Here is a 16746-nt window from a genome sequence, read left to right as displayed (position 1 = left end):
GACGGCCGCGAAACCGGGCCGCCCGAAGGGACCCCCTAGCGGGGGACCCGGACCACACCCTCCTGGATCACCGTCACCGCGAGCTGCCCGTCCTGCGTCCAGATGCGTGCCTGGCCGAGGCCGCGCCCGCCGGACGCCGACGGCGACTCCTGGTCGTACAGGAGCCATTCGTCCGCCCTGAAGGGGCGGTGGAACCACATCGCGTGGTCGAGCGACGCCCCGACGACGTCGCCGACCGCCCAGCCGCCCCGGCCGTGCGCGAGCAGCACCGAGTCGAGCAGTGTCATGTCCGAGACGTACGTGGCGAGGCAGACGTGCAGCAAGGGGTGGTCGGCCAGCTTGCCGTTGGTGCGGAACCACACCTGGGAGCGCGGCTCCCGCGGCTGCCCGACGGTGCCCCAGGGCGGCACGTCCGCATAGCGCAGATCGACGGCCGCGCGGGCCTCGACAAGGCGCTCGGCGACATCGGCCGGCAGATGGCGCGGCAGCATCTCGGCGGCGGTCGGCAGCGTCTCCGGGTCCGGCGCGGGCGGCATCCCGGTCTGGTGCTCCAGGCCCTCCTCGTGCGTCTGGAAGGACGCGGAGAGATGGAAGATCGGCTGCCCGTGCTGGACGGCGACGACCCGGCGCGTGGTGAAGGAGCGGCCGTCGCGGATCCGGTCGACGGTGTAGACGATCGGCGCTCCCGGGTCCCCGGCGCGCAGGAAGTACGCGTGCAGGGAGTGGGCAGGCCTGTCGGCGGGGACGGTGCGTCCGGCGGCGACCAGGGCCTGTGCGGCGACCTGTCCGCCGAAGACGCGGGGCACGAGTGCCGAGCGGCTCATGCCCCGGAAGATGTCCTCCTCGATCTGCTCCAGGTCGAGCAGATCGAGGAGGGCTTCAAGTGGTTGGTTCATGAATCAAGTTCTACAGGGCGATCTTTACAGGCCCATGTCTTTCTCTACAGACCCATGTCCTTGGCGATGATCATCTTCATGACCTCGCTGGTGCCGCCGTAGATGCGGTTGACGCGGTTGTCCGCGTACAGGCGGGCGATGGGGTACTCGTTCATGAAGCCGTAGCCGCCGTGCAGCTGGAGGCACTTGTCGATGACGCGGTGCGCGACCTCGGTGTTGAACAGCTTCGCGGACGCGGCCTCGGCGGCGGTCAACTCACCGGCGTCCAGGGCCTCCAGGGCGCGGTCGGCGACGGCCTCGGCGGCGTCCACCTCGGCCTGGCAGGCGGCCAGCTCGAACTTGGTGTTCTGGAAGGAGGCGACCGGCTTGCCGAAGACCGTGCGCTCCTGCACGTACTGCTTGGCGAACCGGACGGCGGCCTTGGCCTGCGCGTACGCGCCGTAGGCGATGCCCCAGCGCTCGGAGGGCAGGTTGCTGCCGAGGTAGTAGAAGCCCTTGTTCTCCTCGCCGAGGAGGTCCTCGACGGGGACCTTGACGTCGACGAACGCCAGCTCGGCGGTGTCGGAGGTCTTCAGGCCGAGCTTGTCGAGCTTGCGGCCGATGGAGTAGCCGTCGGACTTGGTGTCGACGGCGAAGAGGGATATGCCGAAGCGGCGGTCCTCGGCGGTCGGCGCGGAGGTGCGGGCGCACACGATCACGCGGTCGGCGTGCACACCGCCGGTGATGAAGGTCTTGGAGCCATTGAGGACGTAGTGCGTGCCGTCCTCGGAGAGCTTGGCGGTGGTCTTCATGCCCGCGACGTCGGAGCCGGTGCCCGGCTCGGTCATCGCGAGGGCCCACATCTCCTCGGCGGAGACGAACTTCTCCAGGTAGCGCTTCTTCTGCTCGTCGGTGGCGAGCATCTTGATGTACGGCAGGGCGAGCAGCACGTGCACACCGGAGCCGCCGAAGGTGACGCCCGCGCGGGAGGTCTCCTCGTACTGGATGGCCTCGAACTTGTGCGTCTCCATGCCGGCGCCGCCGAACTCCTCGGGGACGTTGATGCCGAAGAGGCCGAGCTCGGCGAGCTTGTAGTAGAACTCGCGCGGCACCTCACCGGCGGCGAACCACTCATCGTGGACCGGGACGACCTCGGCCTCGATGAAGGCGCGCAGAGTCTCCCGGAACGCCTCGTGGTCCTCATTGAAAACGGTACGGCGCACGGAAAACTCCCTCTACCTCTACGACGACTAAGCGCTTGCTCAGCGCTCAGGCTACCCGGCAGTTACCAGAGCGTCCAGAGATGCATGTCACTCCCCGGCTGCCGAGAACGCCCCGCGCGCCAGGCGGTGCAGCAGCTCCGCCATGGCCGCGCGGCTGGGCAGCGCGTCGCGGCGGCTCAGGTGCGGCGTGGAGTTGAGCAGGCCGAAGACCGCGTGCACGGAGACCCGCGCCGCGTTCTCGGCGAGGTCCGGGTAGACCTTGCGCACGATGTCGACCCAGATCTCCACGTACTGCCGCTGGAGCTGGCGGACCAGCTTGCGGTCACTGTCCCGCAGGCGGTCGAGCTCGCGGTCGTGCAGGGTGATCAGGGAGCGGTCGTCGAGCGCGAAGTCGATGTGCCCCTCGATGAGCGAGTCGAGGACCCGCTCCGGCGAGCCGTCCGTGTCGGCCACGCACCGCTTGCCGCCCGTCAGGAGCTGGCCGCTGATGCCGACGAGCAGCTCGGCGAGCATCGCGTCCTTGCCCGCGAAGTGCCGGTAGAGGCCGGGGCCGCTGATGCCGACGGCGGCTCCTATCTCGTCCACTCCGACTCCGTGGAAGCCCCGCTCGGCGAAGAGCCGCGCGGCCTCTCTGAGGATCTGCTCGCGGCGGGTGGGGGCGTCGGTTCTGGTGGCCATGGAATTAATTCTAGACAGGTCGGTTAGCGCTCGTTAACCTGAAGGAAACGCGTTAACGCTCATTAACCGAGCAAGGGGGCTCGACGGATGCAGCAGGCACCAGTCCTTGGGAGCGCGGCTGATCCCGCGTCCGAGGCATGGCGGACGAACGAGGCGGCGCACACCGCCCTCGTCGAAGGCCTGCGGGCCAAGCTCGCGGCGGCCAGGCTCGGCGGCGGCGAGCGGGCGCGCGCCCGCCATGTCGCGCGCGGCAAGCTGCTGCCCCGCGACCGGGTGGACGCGCTGCTCGACCCCGGCTCGCCCTTCCTGGAGCTGGCACCGCTGGCGGCCGACGGGCTCTACGGCGGGGATGCCCCGGCCGCAGGCGTCATCGCCGGGATCGGCCGGGTATCCGGGCGCACCTGCGTGATCGTCGCCAATGACGCCACCGTCAAGGGCGGGACGTACTACCCGATGACGGTGAAGAAGCACCTGCGCGCCCAGGAGGTGGCCCTGGAGAACCGCCTCCCTTGTCTCTACCTGGTGGACTCGGGCGGCGCCTTCCTGCCGATGCAGGACGACGTCTTCCCGGACCGCGAGCACTTCGGGCGGATCTTCTACAACCAGGCGCGGATGTCCGGCGCGGGCGTCCCGCAGATCGCGGCCGTCCTCGGCTCGTGCACGGCGGGCGGGGCGTATGTCCCGACAATGAGCGACGAGGCGGTGATCGTCCGCAATCAGGGCACGATCTTCCTCGGCGGCCCGCCCCTGGTGAAGGCCGCGACCGGCGAGGTCGTGACGGCCGAGGAGCTGGGCGGCGGCGAGGTCCACTCCCGCGTCTCCGGAGTGACCGACCACCTCGCGGAGGACGACGCGCACGCGCTGCGGATCGTCCGCACGATCGTCTCCACGCTCCCCGAGCGCGGCGAACTGCCGTGGTCCGTCCGGCCGGTGGAGGAGCCCAAGGTCGACCCGCTGGGGCTCTATGGAGCGGTGCCGACGGACTCCCGCACCCCCTATGACGTCCGGGAGGTCATCGCGCGCGTGGTCGACGGCTCGCGCTTCGCCGAGTTCAAGGCGGAGTACGGCCAGACGCTGGTGACGGGCTTCGCCCACATCCACGGCCACCCGGTCGGCATCATCGCGAACAACGGCATCCTGTTCTCCGAATCCGCCCAGAAGGGCGCCCACTTCATCGAGCTGTGCGACCAGCGCGGCATCCCGCTGGTCTTCCTGCAGAACATCTCCGGCTTCATGGTCGGCAGGGACTATGAAGCGGGTGGCATCGCCAAGCACGGCGCGAAGATGGTGACGGCCGTGGCCTGCACGCGCGTACCGAAGCTGACGGTGGTGATCGGCGGTTCGTACGGCGCGGGGAACTACTCGATGTGCGGCCGTGCCTACTCCCCCCGCTTCCTGTGGATGTGGCCGAACGCCAAGATCTCCGTGATGGGCGGCGAGCAGGCCGCGTCGGTCCTCGCGACCGTCAAGCGCGACCAGTTGGAGGGGCGCGGCGAGGAGTGGTCGGCGGCGGACGAGGAGGCCTTCAAGGACCCGGTCCGCGCCCAGTACGAGCAGCAGGGGAACGCCTATTACGCCACGGCACGCCTGTGGGACGACGGCGTGATCGACCCCATGGAGACCCGGCAGGTCCTCGGCCTCGCCCTGACCGCCTGCGCCGAGGCCCCGCTGAGCGAGCCCGGCTTCGGCGTCTTCCGGATGTGAGGGGCGGACGATGAGCGGCTTCCACCAGAGGACCACACCGGGAAGAGGGACGATGTTCGACACCGTGCTGGTCGCCAACCGAGGCGAGATCGCGGTCCGCGTCATCCGTACGCTGCGGGCGCTCGGCGTCCGCTCGGTCGCCGTGTTCAGCGACGCGGACGCGGACGCGCGCCATGTGCGCGAGGCGGACACGGCCGTACGGATCGGTCCTGCACCGGCCGCCGAGAGCTATCTGTCCGTGGAGCGGCTGCTTGAGGCCGCGGCCCGGACGGGCGCCCAGGCGGTGCACCCCGGCTATGGATTCCTCGCGGAGAACGCGGAGTTCGCGCGGGCCTGCGCCGGCGCCGGGCTCGCCTTCATCGGCCCGCCCGCGGAGGCCATCTCCCTGATGGGCGACAAGATCCGCGCCAAGGAGACGGTCAAGGCGGCCGGTGTCCCGGTCGTGCCGGGTTCGTCGGGCAGCGGCCTGACCGATGCCCAACTGGCCGACGCCGCACGGGAGATCGGCACGCCCGTCCTGCTCAAGCCCTCCGCGGGCGGCGGCGGCAAGGGCATGCGCCTGGTGCGGGACGCCGCCCTCCTCGCGGACGAGATCGCCGCCGCCCGGCGCGAGGCGCGCGCCTCCTTCGGTGACGACACGCTGCTCGTGGAGCGGTGGATCGACCGCCCCCGGCACATCGAGATCCAGGTCCTCGCGGACGGCCGGGGGAACGTGGTCCACCTCGGCGAGCGCGAATGCTCCCTCCAGCGCCGCCACCAGAAGATCATCGAGGAGGCGCCCAGCGTCCTCCTCGACGAGGCCACGCGCGCCGCGATGGGCGAGGCGGCGGTCCAGGCGGCACGCTCCTGCGGGTACGCGGGCGCGGGCACGGTGGAGTTCATCGTGCCGGGCAAGGACCCCTCGTCGTACTACTTCATGGAGATGAACACCCGGCTCCAGGTGGAGCATCCGGTGACCGAGCTGATCACGGGCCTCGACCTGGTGGAGTGGCAGCTGCGGGTGGCGGCGGGTGAGCAACTGCCCTTCGGGCAGCAGGACATCACTCTCACCGGGCACGCGATCGAGGCCCGCATCTGCGCCGAGGACCCCTCCCGTGGATTCCTGCCGTCGGGCGGCACCGTGCTCGCGCTGCACGAGCCGCAGGGCGACGGCGTGCGGACCGACTCCGGGCTGAGCGAGGGCACGGAGGTCGGGAGTCTGTACGACCCGATGCTGTCGAAGGTCATCGCGTACGGCCCCGACCGCGCGACGGCGCTGCGGAAGCTGCGGGCCGCGCTCGCCCGGACGGTGACGCTGGGGGTGCCGACGAACGCGGGCTTCCTGCGGCGGCTCCTCGCCCACCCGGCCGTGGTCGCCGGGGAGTTGGACACGGGACTCGTCGAGCGGGAGGCGGACGACCTGGTGCCCGACGGGGTGCCCGACGAGGTGTACGAGGCCGCCGCGGCGGTGCGCACCGCCGCCCTGGAACCCACCGGTGACGGCTGGCGGGACCCCTTCTCGGCCCCCGACGGCTGGCGGCTCGGCGGCACCCCGGCGCCGCTGACGCACTGGCTCCGCGTACCGGGCAACGACCCCGTCGCGCACATCGCCGCCGAGAGTCCGCGCACGGTCGAGCCCGGCAGCGTCACGGTCCACCTGAAGGGCCTCACCCACACCTTCCACAGGGCCGGCGACTGGCTGGGCCGGGACGGCGACGCCTGGCACGTCCAGGACCACGACCCCGTGGCGGCGAACCTCAGCGGCGCCGCCCACAGCGGGGCCGACGCCCTCACCGCCCCCATGCCCGGCACGGTCACCGTCGTCAAGGTCTCCACCGGCGATCACGTGACCGCGGGCCAGAGCCTCCTCGTCGTGGAGGCCATGAAGATGGAGCACGTCATCTCCGCCCCGCACGCGGGCACCGTCGCCGAACTGGACGTCACGCCGGGTGCGACCGTCGCCATGGACCAGGTCCTGGCCGTGGTGCTCCCCGACGAGCCGGAGGAGGACAAGAAATGACCACCCCAGCGCAGCCCGGCCTCCCCATGGTCGTCCCCACCCAGGATCTCCCGCCCCGCGTCCGTATCTACGAGGTGGGCGCCCGCGACGGCCTGCAGAACGAGAAATCGGTCGTCCCCACGGAGATCAAGGCGGAGTTCATCCGCCGCCTGGCGGACGCCGGCCTCACCACCATCGAGGCGACCAGCTTCGTGCACCCCAAGTGGGTGCCCCAACTGGCCGACGCCGAGCAGCTGTTCCCGCTCGTGAGCGACCTCGTGCGGGACGCGGGCGCCAAGCTCCCCGTCCTCGTTCCGAACGGACGGGGCCTGGACCGCGCCCTGGCGCTCGGCGCCCGCAGCGTCGCCGTCTTCCTCAGCGCCACCGAGTCCTTCGCCAAGGCCAACCTCAACCGCACGATGGCCGAGGCGCTCGCCATGTCGGAGCCCGTGGTGGCCCGCGCCCGCGAGCAGAAGGTCCATGTCAGGGGCTATCTCTCCATGTGCTTCGGCGACCCCTGGGAAGGGCCTGTGCCCATCGCACAGGTGGTCCGCACGGCGAAGGCGCTCCTGGACATGGGCTGCGAGGAGCTCAGCCTCGGCGACACGATCGGTGTGGCGACGCCGGGCCATGTCCTCGCGCTGCTCGCCGAATTGAACGAGGAGGGCGTGCCCACCGACCGCATCGGCGTGCACTTCCACGACACGTACGGCCAGGCGCTCTCCAACACCCTCGCCGCCCTGCAGCACGGTGTGCGCACGGTCGACGCGTCGGCGGGCGGCCTCGGCGGCTGCCCGTACGCGAAGAGCGCCACCGGCAACCTCGCCACCGAAGACCTCGTATGGATGCTCGACGGCCTCGGTATCGAGACCGGCGTCGATCTCGGCCGTCTCACCGCCACCAGCGCGTGGATGGCCGCACAACTGGGCCGACCCAGCCCCTCCCGCACCGTCCGTGCCCTGACGGGCGCCTCCCACCAGGAGCAGTGAAGAACGATGGACCACCGTCTGTCCCCCGAGCACGAGGAACTCCGCCGCACCGTGGAGGAGTTCGCGCACGACGTCGTCGCCCCGAAGATCGGCGACCTCTACGAACGCCATGAGTTCCCGTACGAGATCGTCCGCGAGATGGGCCGCATGGGCCTGTTCGGACTCCCCTTCCCCGAAGAGTACGGCGGGATGGGCGGCGACTATCTCGCCCTCGGCATCGCCCTGGAGGAGCTGGCACGGGTCGACTCCTCCGTGGCGATCACCCTGGAGGCGGGCGTCTCCCTGGGCGCGATGCCGATCCACCTCTTCGGTACGGAGGAGCAGAAGCGTGAGTGGCTCCCCCGGCTCTGTTCCGGTGAACTCCTCGGCGCCTTCGGCCTGACCGAGCCGGACGGCGGCTCGGACGCGAGCGGCACACGGACCACCGCGGTGCGCGAGGGCGACGAATGGGTGATCAACGGCTCCAAGTGCTTCATCACCAACTCCGGTACGGACATCACGGGTCTGGTCACCGTCACCGCGGTCACCGGCCGCAAGCCGGACGGCCGCCCGCTGATCTCCGCGATCATCGTGCCGTCCGGGACGCCCGGGTTCACGGTGGCCGCCCCATACTCGAAGGTCGGCTGGAACGCATCGGACACCCGTGAGCTGTCCTTCTCCGACGTTCGGGTCCCTGCGGCGAACCTGCTCGGCGAGGAGGGCCGCGGCTACGCCCAGTTCCTGCGGATCCTGGACGAGGGCCGGATCGCGATCTCCGCGCTCGCCACGGGCCTCGCGCAGGGCTGCGTGGACGAGTCGGTGAAGTACGCCAAGGAGCGGCACGCGTTCGGGAAGCCGATCGGCGCCAACCAGGCCATACAGTTCAAGATCGCCGACATGGAGACGCGGGCGCACATGGCGCGGGTCGGCTGGCGGGACGCGGCGTCGCGCCTGGTGAGCGGGGAGCCGTTCAAGAAGGAGGCAGCGATCGCGAAGCTGTACTCGTCGACGGTCGCCGTCGACAACGCCCGTGAGGCCACGCAGATTCATGGCGGATACGGGTTCATGAACGAGTACCCCGTGGCCCGGATGTGGCGGGACTCCAAGATCCTGGAGATCGGGGAGGGGACGAGTGAGGTGCAGCGGATGCTGATCGCCCGGGAGCTGGGCTTCGCCGGGTAGCCCTGCAGCTTTCGAGGGACTCCGGTTGACCCGGGGCCTCCGAGGGCAGGCGCCAGGGGCCACTGGACACCACGTTAGGTTAGGTTAACCTAAGCGCTAGTTCCGGCCAGTGGCCCGTCGCCGTCCTCACGAAAGCAGAGACCCTCATGTCCCACGCCCGCCTCACCCAGCCCTCCCGTCGCGGCATTCTCGCCGCCGGCGGCGCCCTTGGCCTCACGGCCCTGCTGGCAGCCTGCGGTGACGACAAAAAGGGCGGCTCGGGCAAGGCGGACGCCTCGGACTCCGGGCCCTGGAGCTTCAAGGACGACCGCGGCACGACCGCCAAGAGCAAGTCCACGCCGCAGAACATCGTCGCCTTCACCGGCGTCGCCGCCGCCCTCTTCGACTACGGCATCGAGGTCAAGGGCGTCTTCGGCCCGACGAAGACCAAGGACGGCAAGCCCGACGTCCAGGCCGGCGACATGGACATCAGCAAGCTGACGATCCTCGGCAACGAGTGGGGCAAGTTCAACATCGAGAAGTACGCGGGCCTCGCCCCCGACCTTCTCGTCTCCACGATGTTCGACGACGCGGGCACCCTCTGGTCCGTCCCCGAGGAGAGCAAGGACAAGATCCTCAAGCTCGCCCCGAGCGCCGGCATCAGCGTCTTCGACCGCAAGATGACCGAGCCGCTGCAGCGCCTCCTCGCACTCGCCGAGTCGCTGGGCGCCGACGTGAAGGCCGACAAGGTCGTCAAGGCGAAGAAGCGCTTCGAGGCCGCGGCCGAGCGGCTGCGCAAGGTCGCCAAGGCGAACAAGGACATCAAGGTCCTCGTCGGCTCGGCCAGCCAGGACATCTTCTACGTCTCGGGCACAAACCTCTCCGCCGACCTGGAGTACTTCAAGTCCCTCGGCGTGAACTTCATCGAGCCGTCCGAGAGCGCCAAGAAGGCGAGCGGCGGCTGGTTCGAGAACCTGAGCTGGGAGAACGTCAACAAGTACGGCGCGGACGTGATCATGATGGACAACCGCACCGCCACCATCCAGCCCGCCGACCTGGACAAGCCGACCTGGACGAAGCTGCCAGCGGTCAAGGCCGGGCAGGTCATCCCCCGCGTCACCGAGCCCATTTACTCGTACGACAAGTGCGCCCCGATCCTCGAGGACCTCGCCGACGCGATCGAGAAGGCCAAGAAGGTCAGCTGAGCCAAGGAAGGCCAGCCGAGTCGACGCCCCGCTGAATCCGACATTCCGTCAAGAGCTGCCCCCTCCACGCATAACGGAGGGGGCAGCTCCGTTTCTGAGGCCCCTGGGTTCAATGAGGCGAGAAGTTAGGTTAGGCTTACCTCACTTCCCCAAATCACCTCACCCAGAGGACCGTTCATGCGCTCGCACCTGCTCAACGACACCACCGCGGAGCGTTACCGCAGCTCCGTGACCGAAGGAGTCGAGCGGGTGGCGGCCAGAATCGCCACCACCTCCCGCCCGTTCACCGGGATCTCCGTCGACGCGCTCGCTCCCCGCATCGAGGCCGTCGACCTGGACGAGCCCCTGCACGACACGATCGCCGCCCTGGACGAGCTCGACGAGCTCTACCTGCGTGACGCCGTGTACTTCCACCACCCCCGCTATCTCGCGCACCTCAACTGCCCGGTCGTCATCCCCGCCGTCCTGGGCGAGGCCGTGCTCTCCGCGGTCAACTCCTCGCTCGACACCTGGGACCAGTCCGCGGGCGGCACGCTCATCGAGCGCCGCCTCATCGACTGGACCGCAGAGCGCATCGGGCTCGGCCCGGCCGCCGACGGCGTGTTCACCAGCGGCGGCACGCAGTCCAATCTGCAGGCTCTGCTGCTCGCCCGCGAGGAGGCGGCCAAGGCCGGCAAGCCCGTCGACCGCCTTCGCATCTTCGCCTCCGAGGTCGGCCACTTCAGCGTCCAGAAAGCCGCCACGCTGCTCGGCCTCGGCAAGGACGCGGTCGTCTCCATCCCCACCGACCAGAACAAGCGCATGCAGACCGTGGCCCTCGCCCGCGAGCTGGAGCGCTGCCGCCGCGACGACCTCTCCCCCATGGCGGTCGTCGCCACCGCAGGCACCACCGACTTCGGTTCCATCGACCCGCTGCCCGAGATCGCCGGACTGTGCGAGCAGTACGAGACCTGGCTGCACGTCGACGCGGCGTACGGCTGCGGTCTGCTCGCCTCGCGCAAGAACCGGTACCTGATCGACGGCATCGAGCACGCCGACTCCGTCACCGTCGACTACCACAAGTCCTTCTTCCAGCCGGTGAGTTCGTCCGCCGTCCTGGTGCGGGACGGCGCGACGCTGAGCCACGCGACGTACCACGCGGAGTACCTCAACCCGCGCCGCATGGTGCAGGAGCGCATCCCCAACCAGGTGGACAAGTCCCTCCAGACGACGCGGCGCTTCGACGCCCTGAAGCTGTGGATGACGCTGCGCGTGATGGGCGCGGACGCGATCGGCGACCTCTTCGACGAGGTCTGTGCCCTCGCCGAGCACGGCTGGAAGATGCTGGCCGCCGACCCCCGCTACGACGTGGTCGTCGAGCCCCAGCTCTCGACGCTCGTCTTCCGCTACATCCCCGGGTCGATCTGCGACCCGTCGGCCATCGACCGGGCCAATCTGTACGCCCGCAAGGCCCTGTTCGCCTCCGGTGACGCCGTCGTGGCGGGCACCAAGGTGGGCGACCGCCAGTACCTGAAGTTCACCCTGCTCAACCCCGAGACCACGGCCGACGACATCGCGGCCGTCCTCGATCTGATCGCCGGCCACGCCGAGCAGTACCTGGGAGAGACCCTTGACCGCGCTTCCTGAGCCCCTCGACTTCATCGGCATCGGCCTGGGCCCCTTCAACCTCGGCCTCGCCTGTCTGACCGAGCCCGTCGACGAACTGAACGGCCTGTTCCTGGAGTCCAAGCCGGACTTCGAGTGGCACTCGGGCATGTTCCTCGACGGCGCCCACCTCCAGACGCCGTTCATGTCCGACCTGGTCACCCTCGCGGACCCCACTTCCCCCTACTCCTTCCTCAACTACCTGAAGGAATCGGGGCGGTTGTACTCCTTCTACATCCGCGAGAACTTCTATCCGCTGCGCACCGAGTACAACGACTACTGCCGCTGGGCGGCCGCGAAACTGTCGTCGATCCGCTTCAGCACGATGGTGACCGAGGTGACGTACGAGGACGAGAACGAGCTGTACGTCGTCCGCACCGACACCGGCGACACCTTCCGGGCCCGCCACCTCGTCCTCGGCACCGGCACCCCGCCGCACATCCCCGCGCCCTGCGCGGACCTCGGCGGGGACTTCATCCACAACTCCCGCTATCTGCAGGCCAAGCAGGAGCTCCAGCGGAAGAAGTCGATCACGCTCGTCGGCAGCGGCCAGTCCGCCGCCGAGATCTACCAGGACCTCCTGAGCGAGATCGACGTACACGGCTACCAGCTCAACTGGGTCACCCGCTCCCCGCGCTTCTTCCCCCTCGAGTACACGAAGCTGACGCTGGAGATGACCTCTCCGGAGTACGTCGACTACTTCCACGCGCTGCCGGAAGAGACCCGCTACCGCCTGCAGGACCAGCAGAAGACCCTCTTCAAGGGCATCGACGGCGACCTCATCAACGAGATCTTCGACCTGCTCTACCAGAAGAACATCGGCGGCCCCGTGCCGACCCGCCTGCTCACCAACTCGGCGCTGCACAGCGCCCGTTACGAGAACGGCGCCTACACCCTGGGCCTGCGCCAGGAGGAGCAGGGCAAGGACTTCGAGCTGAGCTCGGAGGGCCTGATCCTCGCCACCGGCTATCAGTACGTCGTACCCGACTTCCTGGAGCCGGTGCGCGACCGGATCCGCTGGGACGGCCGAGGCCGCTACGAGGTCGCCCGCAACTACTCCATCGACACCACGGGGCGCGGCATCTTCCTGCAGAACGGCGCCGTGCACGCCCACTCGCTCACCAGCCCCGACCTGGGCATGGGCCCCTACCGCAACGCCTACATCATCGGCGAGCTGCTCGGCTCCGAGTACTACCCCGTCGAGAAGTCCATCGCCTTCCAGGAGTTCGCCGTATGAGCGCCACCACAGGAGAGCTGACCCTCCGCCCCCTCGACCCCCTGAAGGACTCCGAGCTCCTGCACGGCTGGGTCACCCACCCCAAGGCCGCGTTCTGGATGATGCAGGACGCCAAGCTCCCGGACGTCGAGCGCGAGTACATGGCGATCGCGGCCGCCGAGCACCACGACGCGTTCCTCGGCCTGCACGACGGCGTGCCCGCGTTCCTCATGGAGAGGTACGACCCCGCGCACGTCGAACTCGTGGGTCTTTACGAGCCCCGACCCGGCGACGTGGGCATGCACTTCCTCACCGCACCGTCCGACGTCCGCGTGCCCGGCTTCACCCGCGCCGTGATCACCAAGGTGATGGCGACGCTCTTCGCCGACCCCGCCACCCAACGCGTCGTGGTCGAACCCGACGTACGCAACACGGCGGTACACGCCCTCAACGAAGCCGTCGGGTTCCGTCCCGCACACGTCATCCAGAAGCCGGAGAAGGAAGCCCTGCTGAGCTTCTGCACCCGGGAGCAGTTCGAAGCAGCAGTAACTGAAAGGGAGTTGGCGATATGACCCTGTCCGACGCCGTGGCGCACCTGACCCCCGAGCGCTGGGAGCAGGCCAACCGCCTCCTCATCCGCAAAGCCATCGCCGAGTTCTCCCACGAGCGGCTCTTCACCCCGGAGCCGCTGGGCGACGACACATTCGTCATCCGCAGCGACGACGCCCTGACCCGCTACCGGTTCAGCGCCCGCCGCCTGCGGCTGGACCACTGGCACGTCGACGCCGACTCGATCACCCGCCACCGCGACGGCGCCGAACTCCCCCTGGACGCCCTGGAGTTCTTCGTCGAGCTGCGCACGGCCCTGGGCCTGAGCGACGAGATCCTGCCGGTCTACCTGGAGGAGATCTCCTCCACCCTCTCCGGCACCTGCTACAAACTGACCAAGCCCGCGATCCCGGCCGCCGAGCTCTCCCGCTCCGGCTTCCAGGAGATCGAGACGGGCATGACCGAGGGCCACCCCTGCTTCGTCGCCAACAACGGCCGCCTCGGCTTCGGCGTGCACGAGTACCTCTCGTACGCTCCCGAGACCGCGAGCCCCGTACGCCTGGTGTGGCTCGCGGCGAGCAAGGAGCGGGCGGCGTTCACGGCGGGCGCAGGACTCGAGTACGAGTCGTTCCTGCGGGCCGAGTTGGGCCAGGAGACCCTGGACCGCTTCGACCGGAAACTCCGTGACCAGGGCCTGGACCCGGAGGACTACCTCCTGATCCCGGCCCACCCCTGGCAGTGGTGGAACAAGCTGTCGGTGACCTTCGCGGCCGAGGTCGCCCAGCGGCGCCTGGTGTGCCTGGGCGAGGGCGGGGACGAGTATCTGGCCCAGCAGTCGATCCGTACCTTCTTCAACTCCACCGAACCCGCCAAGCACTATGTGAAGACGGCGCTCTCCGTCATCAACATGGGCTTCATGCGCGGCCTTTCGGCGGCGTACATGGAGGCGACCCCGGCGATCAACGACTGGCTCGCGAACCTCATCGACACCGACGAGACGCTGAAGTCCACCGGCCTGACGATCATCCGCGAGCGCGCCGCCGTCGGCTATCGCCACCTGGAGTACGAGGCCGCGACCGACCGCTACTCCCCCTACCGCAAGATGCTCGCCGCCCTGTGGCGCGAGAGCCCTGTGACGTCCCTCGCCGAGGGCGAGCAGCTCGCCACCATGGCCTCGCTGCTGCACACCGACCGGGACGGCGCGTCCTTCGCGGGCGCCCTCATCGAGCGCTCCGGCCTCACCCCGGCCGAGTGGCTGCGCGGCTATCTGCACGCCTATCTGACGCCGCTCCTTCACAGCTTCTACGCGTACGACCTCGTCTTCATGCCGCACGGCGAGAACGTGATCCTGGTCCTGAAGGACGGCGTCGTACAGCGGGCGATCTTCAAGGACATCGCCGAGGAGATCGCGGTCATGGACCCGGACGCGGTGCTCCCGCCCACGGTCGAGCGGCTCCGCGTCGAGGTCCCCGAGGGCCAGAAGCTCCTGTCGATCTTCACGGACGTCTTCGACTGCTTCTTCCGCTTCCTGTCGGCGAACCTCGTCACGGAGGGCCTTGTCGACGAGGAGGGCTTCTGGGCGGCGGTCGCGGAGTGCGTCACCACCTACCAGGAGGCGACGCCCCAACTGGCCGACAAGTTCAAGCAGTACGACCTGTTCGCCCCCGAGTTCGCCCGGTCCTGCCTGAACCGGCTGCAGCTGCGGGACAACGAGCAGATGGTCGACCTCGCGGACCCGGCGGGCGCGCTGCAGCTGGTGGGGACGCTGAAGAACCCGCTCGCGTAAGCGGCCCCCCATAGGCCGAGTGGGGCTCCCGAGACGCTGCAGTCGATAGCGGCTGCGCCGCGGGTCGGGAGCCCCACTCATGCACGTACGCGAAGAGCTACTTACTGGGCCAAGGCACCTGAGGCGACTTGTAGTAGTCCATGCCCATCGCGTCCCAGCGCGGTCCCTGCGCGGCGAGCCGCACCTTGTACTTGTCCCAGTCGTGCGTCGACGCGGGCGACCAGCCGAGCTCGGCGATGCCCGGAAGGCGCGGGAACGCCATGTACTCGATGTGCTGGGAGGTCGAGATCGTCTCCGACCACAGCGGCGCCTCGACACCCTGGATCGAGTCCGCGGGCGCGCCCGTCAGGTACGTGCCCGGGTCCCAGTCGTAGCTGCGCTGCACCTCGACGTAGCCCGCCCAGGCCAGGCCGAGCGGGGTGTCCTTGTTGTACTTCATGTCCATGTAGGCGCGGTCGGCCGGCGAGAGGACCAGCTTGGTGCCGTTCTTCGCCGCGTTCGCGACCTGCTCGCGCTCGGCGGCACTGGTCGCGTCGTAGCCCCAGTACTGCGCGAGGGCGCCCTTCGCGGGTGTCGCGCCGGTCAGCTGGTGCCAACCGATCACGGTCTTCCCGTACTTGGCGACCACGGGCTGCACCTTGTTCATGAACGCCACATAGTCCTCGTGGCTGGTGGAGTGCGCCTCGTCGCCGCCGATGTGGATGTACTTGCCGGGCGTCATGGCGGCGAGCTCGCGGATCACGTCGTCCACGAAGTCGTACGTCACGTCCTTCTTGACGCACAGCGAGCTGAAGCCGACCTCGGTGCCGGTGTAGAGCGGGGGCGCCACGCCGTTGCAGTTCAGCTCGGCGTACGAGGCGAGCGCGGCGTTCGTGTGGCCCGGCATGTCGATCTCGGGGATCACTTCGAGCTGACGCGATGAGGCGTACTCGATGATCTCCTTGTACTGGGCCTTGGTGTAGTAGCCGCCCTTGCCGCCACCGACCTGCGTGGAGCCGCCGTACTCGGCCAGCTTGGGCCAGGAGTCGATGGCGATGCGCCAGCCCTGGTCGTCGCTCAGGTGCAGATGCAGCTTGTTGACCTTGTAGAGCGACATCTGGTCGATGTACCGCTTGACCTTGTCCACCGAAAAGAAGTGCCGCGATACGTCGAGCATGGCGCCGCGGTACTCGTAGCGCGGCTTGTCCTCGATGGTGCCGCCGGCGACCAGCCAAGGTCCGGTCTGCTTCGTCTTCCGCTCGGCGGCCGCGGGAAGCTGCTGACGCAACGTCTGCACGCCGTAGAAGAGTCCGGCGGCCTTGCGGGCGGTGATGGTGACGGAACCGCGCTTGGACTCCAGGCGGTAGCCCTCGTCGCCAAGCGACTTGTCCTCGGCGGAGAGCCGGAGGCGGATGCCGTCGCGCCCTTCGCCATCGGTGACCTTGAGCGCGTAGCCGGTGGAGGGACGCAGGACGTCCGCCAGATAGCCGCCGATCCGCTGCGCGTCACGCGAGTCGTCGACCCGGATGCGGGTCTTGGAGTTGATCTCGTACGCCGATCCGCCGGGGACGGCCGACGCGGGCGCCGGGATGACCTGGCCGAGCGGGGTCGGGGCGGGGGTCGTGACTGCCTCCTGACCGGACGGCACGGCGGCCACCGACGAGAGTCCGGCCGCGGCGACGAGCAGCAGCGAGCCGAACAGGCGGGTCGATCTGTGGTGCTCTCTCACAAGCGGGTCCCTTCGACGGGCCATCCCTGTGGTGCATCGCAACCGAACGGT

General features: G+C 69.2%; 13 protein-coding genes. 9 read left to right on the top strand and 4 right to left on the bottom strand.

The annotated features are described in order from the left end of the window. Nucleotides 1-35 precede the first annotated feature (35 nt). From AB0O76_RS01490 to AB0O76_RS01480, 3 genes are all read right to left on the bottom strand, one after another. The gene (locus tag AB0O76_RS01490; protein WP_365483795.1) at nucleotides 36-896 is read right to left on the bottom strand and encodes an acyl-CoA thioesterase II; all 861 of its coding nucleotides are present in this window, start codon (nucleotides 894-896) and stop codon (nucleotides 36-38) included. 44 nt (nucleotides 897-940) lie between these two features. After that, on the bottom strand, nucleotides 941-2098 hold the full coding sequence (locus AB0O76_RS01485; protein WP_365483792.1) for an acyl-CoA dehydrogenase family protein: 1158 nt from the start codon (nucleotides 2096-2098) through the stop codon (nucleotides 941-943). An 87-nt stretch (nucleotides 2099-2185) separates the two neighbouring features. Beyond that, nucleotides 2186-2776, bottom strand: coding sequence for a TetR/AcrR family transcriptional regulator (locus tag AB0O76_RS01480; RefSeq protein WP_365483790.1), 591 nt, complete (start codon nucleotides 2774-2776; stop codon nucleotides 2186-2188). An 87-nt stretch (nucleotides 2777-2863) separates the two neighbouring features. On the opposite strand from AB0O76_RS01480, the gene AB0O76_RS01475 reads away from it, so the two are divergent. The 9 genes from AB0O76_RS01475 to AB0O76_RS01435 all read left to right on the top strand — a co-directional run bounded on the left by AB0O76_RS01475 (nucleotide 2864) and on the right by AB0O76_RS01435 (nucleotide 14987). After that, entirely contained in the window at nucleotides 2864-4480 is a 1617-nt protein-coding gene (locus AB0O76_RS01475) for a carboxyl transferase domain-containing protein (RefSeq protein ID WP_365483787.1), read from the top strand. 52 nt (nucleotides 4481-4532) lie between these two features. Further along, nucleotides 4533-6479 (top strand): acetyl/propionyl/methylcrotonyl-CoA carboxylase subunit alpha, encoded by a 1947-nt coding sequence (locus tag AB0O76_RS01470; RefSeq protein WP_365483784.1) that lies wholly within the window; start codon nucleotides 4533-4535, stop codon nucleotides 6477-6479. Then, a complete protein-coding gene (locus AB0O76_RS01465; protein ID WP_365483782.1) occupies nucleotides 6476-7447 on the top strand; it encodes a hydroxymethylglutaryl-CoA lyase in 972 nt (323 codons plus the stop codon). The genes AB0O76_RS01470 and AB0O76_RS01465 overlap by 4 nt, the downstream gene beginning before the upstream one ends. Nucleotides 7448-7453: 6 nt before the next feature. After that, nucleotides 7454-8608 carry an acyl-CoA dehydrogenase family protein gene (locus AB0O76_RS01460; RefSeq protein ID WP_365483779.1) on the top strand — a complete coding sequence of 385 codons (1155 nt, stop codon included), beginning with the start codon at nucleotides 7454-7456 and terminating at the stop codon, nucleotides 8606-8608. Nucleotides 8609-8754: 146 nt separating this feature from the next. Next, nucleotides 8755-9792 (top strand): ABC transporter substrate-binding protein, encoded by a 1038-nt coding sequence (locus AB0O76_RS01455; RefSeq protein WP_365483778.1) that lies wholly within the window; start codon nucleotides 8755-8757, stop codon nucleotides 9790-9792. 177 nt (nucleotides 9793-9969) lie between these two features. Then, complete coding sequence (locus AB0O76_RS01450) at nucleotides 9970-11418, top strand: aspartate aminotransferase family protein (RefSeq protein ID WP_365483775.1); 1449 nt, start codon at nucleotides 9970-9972, stop codon at nucleotides 11416-11418. Then, nucleotides 11402-12673, top strand: coding sequence for a lysine N(6)-hydroxylase/L-ornithine N(5)-oxygenase family protein (locus tag AB0O76_RS01445; RefSeq protein WP_365483772.1), 1272 nt, complete (start codon nucleotides 11402-11404; stop codon nucleotides 12671-12673). The genes AB0O76_RS01450 and AB0O76_RS01445 overlap by 17 nt, the downstream gene beginning before the upstream one ends. Continuing rightward, nucleotides 12670-13224: a GNAT family N-acetyltransferase gene (locus tag AB0O76_RS01440; RefSeq protein WP_365483769.1), complete on the top strand. Its 555-nt coding sequence runs from the start codon at nucleotides 12670-12672 to the stop codon at nucleotides 13222-13224. Before AB0O76_RS01445 ends, AB0O76_RS01440 begins: the two co-directional genes overlap by 4 nt. Next, complete coding sequence (locus AB0O76_RS01435; protein ID WP_365483766.1) at nucleotides 13221-14987, top strand: IucA/IucC family siderophore biosynthesis protein; 1767 nt, start codon at nucleotides 13221-13223, stop codon at nucleotides 14985-14987. Before AB0O76_RS01440 ends, AB0O76_RS01435 begins: the two co-directional genes overlap by 4 nt. Before the next feature lie 97 nt (nucleotides 14988-15084). On the opposite strand, the gene AB0O76_RS01430 is transcribed toward AB0O76_RS01435, so the two are convergent. Beyond that, nucleotides 15085-16695 (bottom strand): beta-N-acetylhexosaminidase, encoded by a 1611-nt coding sequence (locus AB0O76_RS01430; protein WP_365483763.1) that lies wholly within the window; start codon nucleotides 16693-16695, stop codon nucleotides 15085-15087. Nucleotides 16696-16746 lie beyond the last annotated feature (51 nt).

Source organism: Streptomyces sp. NPDC086554 (assembly GCF_040686095.1).
Classification (GTDB): Bacteria; Actinomycetota; Actinomycetes; order Streptomycetales; family Streptomycetaceae; genus Streptomyces.
This window is presented reverse-complemented; position numbering and strand designations above follow the sequence as displayed.

Bases quoted from the DNA above. Each gene is read 5' to 3' on its own strand.
- AB0O76_RS01450 (WP_365483775.1), top strand. From the start codon at position 9,970: ATGCGCTCGCACCTGCTCAACGACACCACCGCGGAGCGTTACCGCAGC.
- AB0O76_RS01490 (WP_365483795.1), bottom strand. From the start codon at position 896: ATGAACCAACCACTTGAAGCCCTCCTCGATCTGCTCGACCTGGAGCAG.
- AB0O76_RS01470 (WP_365483784.1), top strand. From the start codon at position 4,533: ATGTTCGACACCGTGCTGGTCGCCAACCGAGGCGAGATCGCGGTCCGC.
- AB0O76_RS01475 (WP_365483787.1), top strand. From the start codon at position 2,864: ATGCAGCAGGCACCAGTCCTTGGGAGCGCGGCTGATCCCGCGTCCGAG.
- AB0O76_RS01460 (WP_365483779.1), top strand. From the start codon at position 7,454: ATGGACCACCGTCTGTCCCCCGAGCACGAGGAACTCCGCCGCACCGTG.
- AB0O76_RS01480 (WP_365483790.1), bottom strand. From the start codon at position 2,776: ATGGCCACCAGAACCGACGCCCCCACCCGCCGCGAGCAGATCCTCAGA.
- AB0O76_RS01455 (WP_365483778.1), top strand. From the start codon at position 8,755: ATGTCCCACGCCCGCCTCACCCAGCCCTCCCGTCGCGGCATTCTCGCC.
- AB0O76_RS01465 (WP_365483782.1), top strand. From the start codon at position 6,476: ATGACCACCCCAGCGCAGCCCGGCCTCCCCATGGTCGTCCCCACCCAG.
- AB0O76_RS01435 (WP_365483766.1), top strand. From the start codon at position 13,221: ATGACCCTGTCCGACGCCGTGGCGCACCTGACCCCCGAGCGCTGGGAG.
- AB0O76_RS01440 (WP_365483769.1), top strand. From the start codon at position 12,670: ATGAGCGCCACCACAGGAGAGCTGACCCTCCGCCCCCTCGACCCCCTG.